We start from the raw sequence: 4,189 nt of genomic DNA, 5'->3' as shown, positions 1-4,189 counted from the left end.
CCGAACCCGGAAGCTAAGCCTCACAGCGCCGATGGTACTGCAGGGGGGACCCTGTGGGAGAGTAGGACGCCGCCGAACAATCATTGTGAAGAACCCCCGTCCGGGATACGGACGGGGGTTCTTTGCGTTTCCGGGGAATTCCGGAGAATTCCGGTGATGCCGGGGCGGCGGTGTTCACGGTCCGTGCCACGTCGCACCGGTCCGGGAGGTCAGCCCTGGGGCGGTGCGGTGCCCCAGCTCGGTCGGCTCTCCGAGCGGTCGGGGGTGTCGGTGAGCCGGGTCGGGCTACCCCCGTCGGGCTGCATGACGTAGAGGTCGGAGGAGGTCCCGGTGCCGGCGGCGCGGGCGAAGACGATGGATCCGCCGTCGGGGGCGTAGGCCGCGGGGCCGTAGGAGACGTCGGACGGGCCGGGCGTCAGGGCCTCGATCGCGCTGCCGTCGGCGTGCATGGCGTAGATCCCGCCCCCCGGGGTGAGGTCGGGGCCGGCGGGGAAGGTGGTGAAGACGATCCGGGTGCCGTCGGGGGACCATCCGGCACGGCCTCCGGCCCGCAGCTCCCAGGGGGTGAGCTGGCGAAGGCCGGTGCCGTCTGCGGCGACGGAGAACAACGCGCGGCCGTCGGCGGGGAGCCCGGTGGCGCTGGTGCGGTACTCGAAGACCAGCTGCTTTCCGTCGGGCGACCAGCTGGGACTCGTCACCTCGCCGGAGTAGGGCTTGTCGTTGGTGAGGAAGGTCAGACGCTGGACGTCGGTGCCGTCCGGGGTCATCAGGTACAGGTCGGAGTACTGGATCCGACCGGTCTCGGGGTCGCCGGATCCCCAGGTGCGGTTGAAGGCGAGCCGCCCGCCGTCCGGGGAGAACGCGGGGTGACTCTCCGCCTCGTTGATGCAGTCGGGAGCTCCCACGCTGCAGAGCGGACCGACCTGGTGGGCGTTCTCTCCGGAGGCCGTGGTGAGCCAGATCCGGGCGGCGGAGGCGGCGTCGCCGGTGCGGTCGAAGGCGAGCGCGACGCCGTCGGGGGACCACGAGGGATTGTCGTCGCGGGCGCCGTCCGGCGGCTGGGTGAGCGGACGCTCGCCGGTGCCGTCGGGTCCGGTGGAGAGGATGGCGCCGGTTTCCCGGTCCGTGCCGAGCGTGACCCGGCTGGCGATCAGGCCGTTGCGGGCGGAGGGCGGGGTCGCGGCAGCGGCGCCGACGACACCGGGGGCGGCAGCGGCCGGCTCGGGCGTAGGCGTGGGGGTGGGGGACGGCGATTCGGCGCGGATCTCGCTGAGCGGGATGTCGCCGGGCTGTGCGCCGCAACCGGTGAGCAGGGCTCCTGCCAGCAACAGGCCCGCACCGGCGCGAGTGCGGGTGCGGGCCGTGGCGGGGGTGGTCCGTGCGAGCCGTGTGCCGGTCATTCGCGTCTCATCTCCGTCTCCGATCCGCCGGGTGAGTCCCGGCGAGCTTCGAGGGAGCTGTCACTTTGTCAGATCGGACGCGGCGAAAAGGGGGCGACACGCGACGCTGTGCGTCCGTTCGGACACTCGGAGTAGCTGCGTGGCGGGACGTGAGGCGCGGCGTGAGGTGCGGGCGGCGGACGCGGGACGGCGTCAGTCGCGGGCGGTCCGGCGTTCGGCCTTGGCGGTGGCCTCCGCCTCGTCCTCGGCCTCGGCGACCTCCAGGGTGGGGGCGGTGCCGCCCAGCTGGGCGGGCAGCCACCAGGTGTCGTCGGGGCCGGACGGCTTGCCGGGGTACTCGCGCTGGGCCTGGTCGAGCATCTCGGACATCGCGGCGCGGAGCCGTCGGGTGACCATGACGGGCTTGTCGGTGGGGGCCAGCTCGATCGGCTCGCCGATCATGATGGTCACCGGGACGTGCCGCTTGGTGAGGGTCTTCGGGCGGCCCTTGGTCCAGAGCTGCTGGGTGCCCCAGAGGACGACGGGCAGCAGCGGCGCGCCGGAGTCGGCGGCCATACGGGCGGCACCGGTCTTGAACTTCTTCAGCATGAAGGAGCGGCTGATGGTGGCCTCGGGGAACACGCCGACCATCTCGCCGGCCCGCAGGGCCCGGACGGCGGCCTCGTACGCGGGCTGGCCGTCGGTGCGGTCGACCGGGATGTGCTTCATGCCGCGCATCAGCGGGCCGGAGACGCCGTGCTTGAAGACGTCGTCCTTGGCCATGAAGCGGGTCTTGCGCCGTCCGCCGCGGTAGGCGCCGAGGCCGGCGAAGAGGAAGTCCAGGTAACTGATGTGATTGCTCACCAGGACTGCTCCGCCCTTGGCGGGGATGTGCTCGGCGCCGACGATCCTGATGCGCACGTCGAGCGCGCGGAAGACGGTCAGTGCGGCGCCGATCACCGGCGGGTACACGAACTCTGCCACGGTCAGTCCTGACTTCGACGGGCCTCGCGGCCCGGTACGGCGGGTACCCGAGCCGTACGTGGGGGCCGACCGGTGGCGCGGCACGCCGCGGCGGCCACGGGTGATACACGGAGATGATCCCCCGAAGGGGTGCCCGCTGTCACCTGAGGCGTACCGCCAGGCGGAATGTGAAGGTGTGATGTGCGTGATGAGTCCGGCCGGGAACTTTTCCCGGCCGGACCGTCGGGCGGCCGGCTCGGGCCGGTGGCGGGGTGCTCAGGCGGCGATGTCCACCCGGCCCTGGGCGCGGCGGACCAGCAGGTACATCTCGCAGCCCAGGCAGTAGCCGAAGGCGGCGTTGAGGAAGGCGGCGGCGAGTGCGAACCCGGTCGCGAGCAGGCCGAGCCAGTCGACCCCGGTGAGGAAGCCGAGCGCGCCGACGACGGCGAAGACCAGGCCGACGCCCTGGGCGAACCGCGGCGGGCGCTCGTCCTCGGTCTCGGTCGGCGGCGCGAGCCGGGGCCGGACCAGCGTGCGGTAGAGCCAGCCGTAGGGCGAGTGGCGCAGCCCGGCGACGGCGCCGAGGGCGAAGACGAGGGCCTGGGCGACCAGCAGGAGTCCGCTGCCGGTGAGCAGGACGGCTATCAGGACGACGGTGGTGAGCGCGGCGGCGAAGCGCGGGCCGCGGGGATCGATCTGCACGGGGGCTCCGAGGGAGGGGCGACGGGTGACGGCGGGGCGCGTCAGCGACAGCGCGAGGCCGTGGCCCGGCACAGGTCGACCACCCGGCGGGCGGTCAGCAGCGGCTGTGCGGGGCGGTCGGAGTCCACCCGGCGATCGTACGCGCGCCGTGGGCCGCGGGTCGACCGGTTTGCGGGGCCCGTTCCCGGAGCCCGGGCGGGCGGGGGCAGACTGGGGGGATGACCGGGTTGGTGGTGTGCGTTGTCGTCCTCGTGGTGGCGAGCGCGTTCGGGCTGCTGCGGGCCAAGCGTGACGGGAGGTTGCGGGTGCGGGTGAAGGACGGGGCGGTGCGGCTGTCGGCGGCCGAGCTGGGGGTGCCGCTCGGCGAGCGGGCGACCCTGGTGCAGTTCTCCAGCGCGTTCTGCCAGCCCTGCCGGGCCACGCGCAGGGTGCTGACCGAGGTGACCGGGATGGTCGAGGGGGTGGCGCACGTCGAGTTGGACGCCGAGGAGCGGCTGGAGCTGGTCCGCCGGCTGGACATCCTGCGGACGCCGACCGTTCTGGTGCTGGACGCGGGCGGTCGGGTGGTGCGCCGGGCGGCCGGGCAGCCGCGGAAGGTGGACGTGATCGCCGCCCTGGGTGAGGCGGTCTGAGGCTGCTTCCGCTCCCGGTTCGGAGGGCGCGGGTCGTTCCGGGTGGTGAATCCGGAGGCCGAAGGACCGCCCCGTGGGGTGGAGCACGGGTCGGGCTGGGGCAGGATGGCCCTGACGGCAGTGCAGCCGTCCTGTGGCCGCCGTCCGGGCCGGGGATCCTCTCCGGGCTGGTCGGAGGGGTTGCGGGACGCTCGGCCGGGGCCTCCCGCCGTAAGCTACTGGCCAGTAGTGACCGTTGTGCTACTGGCGAGTATGCTGCGACGGAGTTCCGGACCGGCACGGGAACACGCTGCCCGGAGCGGGTGCGTACCGTGTGCGCGCCCGCTTGCACAGCCGCAGCCGCCGGACGAGACCAGTACAGGAGACAGGCCGTGAGCTTGAGGATCGTTGTCTGTGTGAAGCACGTGCCGGACGCGACGGGTGACCGTCGTTTCTCGGACGATCACACCACCGACCGGGAGGGCGTGGACGGCCTTCTGTCGGAGCTGGACGAGTACGGCGTGGAGCAGGCGT

At 73.0% G+C, this 4,189-nt stretch carries 4 protein-coding genes, 1 rRNA gene and 1 pseudogene; 3 read left to right on the top strand and 3 right to left on the bottom strand.

Annotated features, from left to right (window positions below):
* Window positions 1-78 (top strand): 5S ribosomal RNA (gene rrf, locus PUR61_RS19150); the annotation flags it as partial.
* Between the two features lie 131 nt (window positions 79-209).
* On the opposite strand, the gene PUR61_RS19145 is transcribed toward rrf, so the two are convergent.
* The 3 genes from PUR61_RS19145 to PUR61_RS19135 all read right to left on the bottom strand — a co-directional run bounded on the left by PUR61_RS19145 (window position 210) and on the right by PUR61_RS19135 (window position 3,044).
* A complete protein-coding gene (locus PUR61_RS19145) occupies window positions 210-1,400 on the bottom strand; it encodes a hypothetical protein (RefSeq protein WP_329880175.1) in 1,191 nt (396 codons plus the stop codon).
* Window positions 1,401-1,592: 192 nt separating this feature from the next.
* On the bottom strand, window positions 1,593-2,363 hold the full coding sequence (locus PUR61_RS19140; RefSeq protein ID WP_329880174.1) for a lysophospholipid acyltransferase family protein: 771 nt from the start codon (window positions 2,361-2,363) through the stop codon (window positions 1,593-1,595).
* Window positions 2,364-2,618: 255 nt separating this feature from the next.
* Entirely contained in the window at window positions 2,619-3,044 is a 426-nt protein-coding gene (locus tag PUR61_RS19135) for a DUF4395 domain-containing protein (protein WP_329880172.1), read from the bottom strand.
* A gap of 218 nt (window positions 3,045-3,262) precedes the next feature.
* Here PUR61_RS19135 and PUR61_RS19130 point away from each other — a divergent pair, with 218 nt between their 5' ends.
* Both PUR61_RS19130 and PUR61_RS19125 read left to right on the top strand, forming a co-directional pair.
* Window positions 3,263-3,676 carry a TlpA family protein disulfide reductase gene (locus PUR61_RS19130; protein WP_329880171.1) on the top strand — a complete coding sequence of 138 codons (414 nt, stop codon included), beginning with the start codon at window positions 3,263-3,265 and terminating at the stop codon, window positions 3,674-3,676.
* 371 nt (window positions 3,677-4,047) lie between these two features.
* Window positions 4,048-4,189, top strand: a pseudogene (locus tag PUR61_RS19125) (electron transfer flavoprotein subunit beta); the annotation flags it as partial.

It is taken from the genome of Streptomyces sp. BE20 (genome assembly GCF_036322525.1).
Taxonomy (GTDB): Bacteria; Actinomycetota; Actinomycetes; order Streptomycetales; family Streptomycetaceae; genus Kitasatospora.
This window is presented reverse-complemented; position numbering and strand designations above follow the sequence as displayed.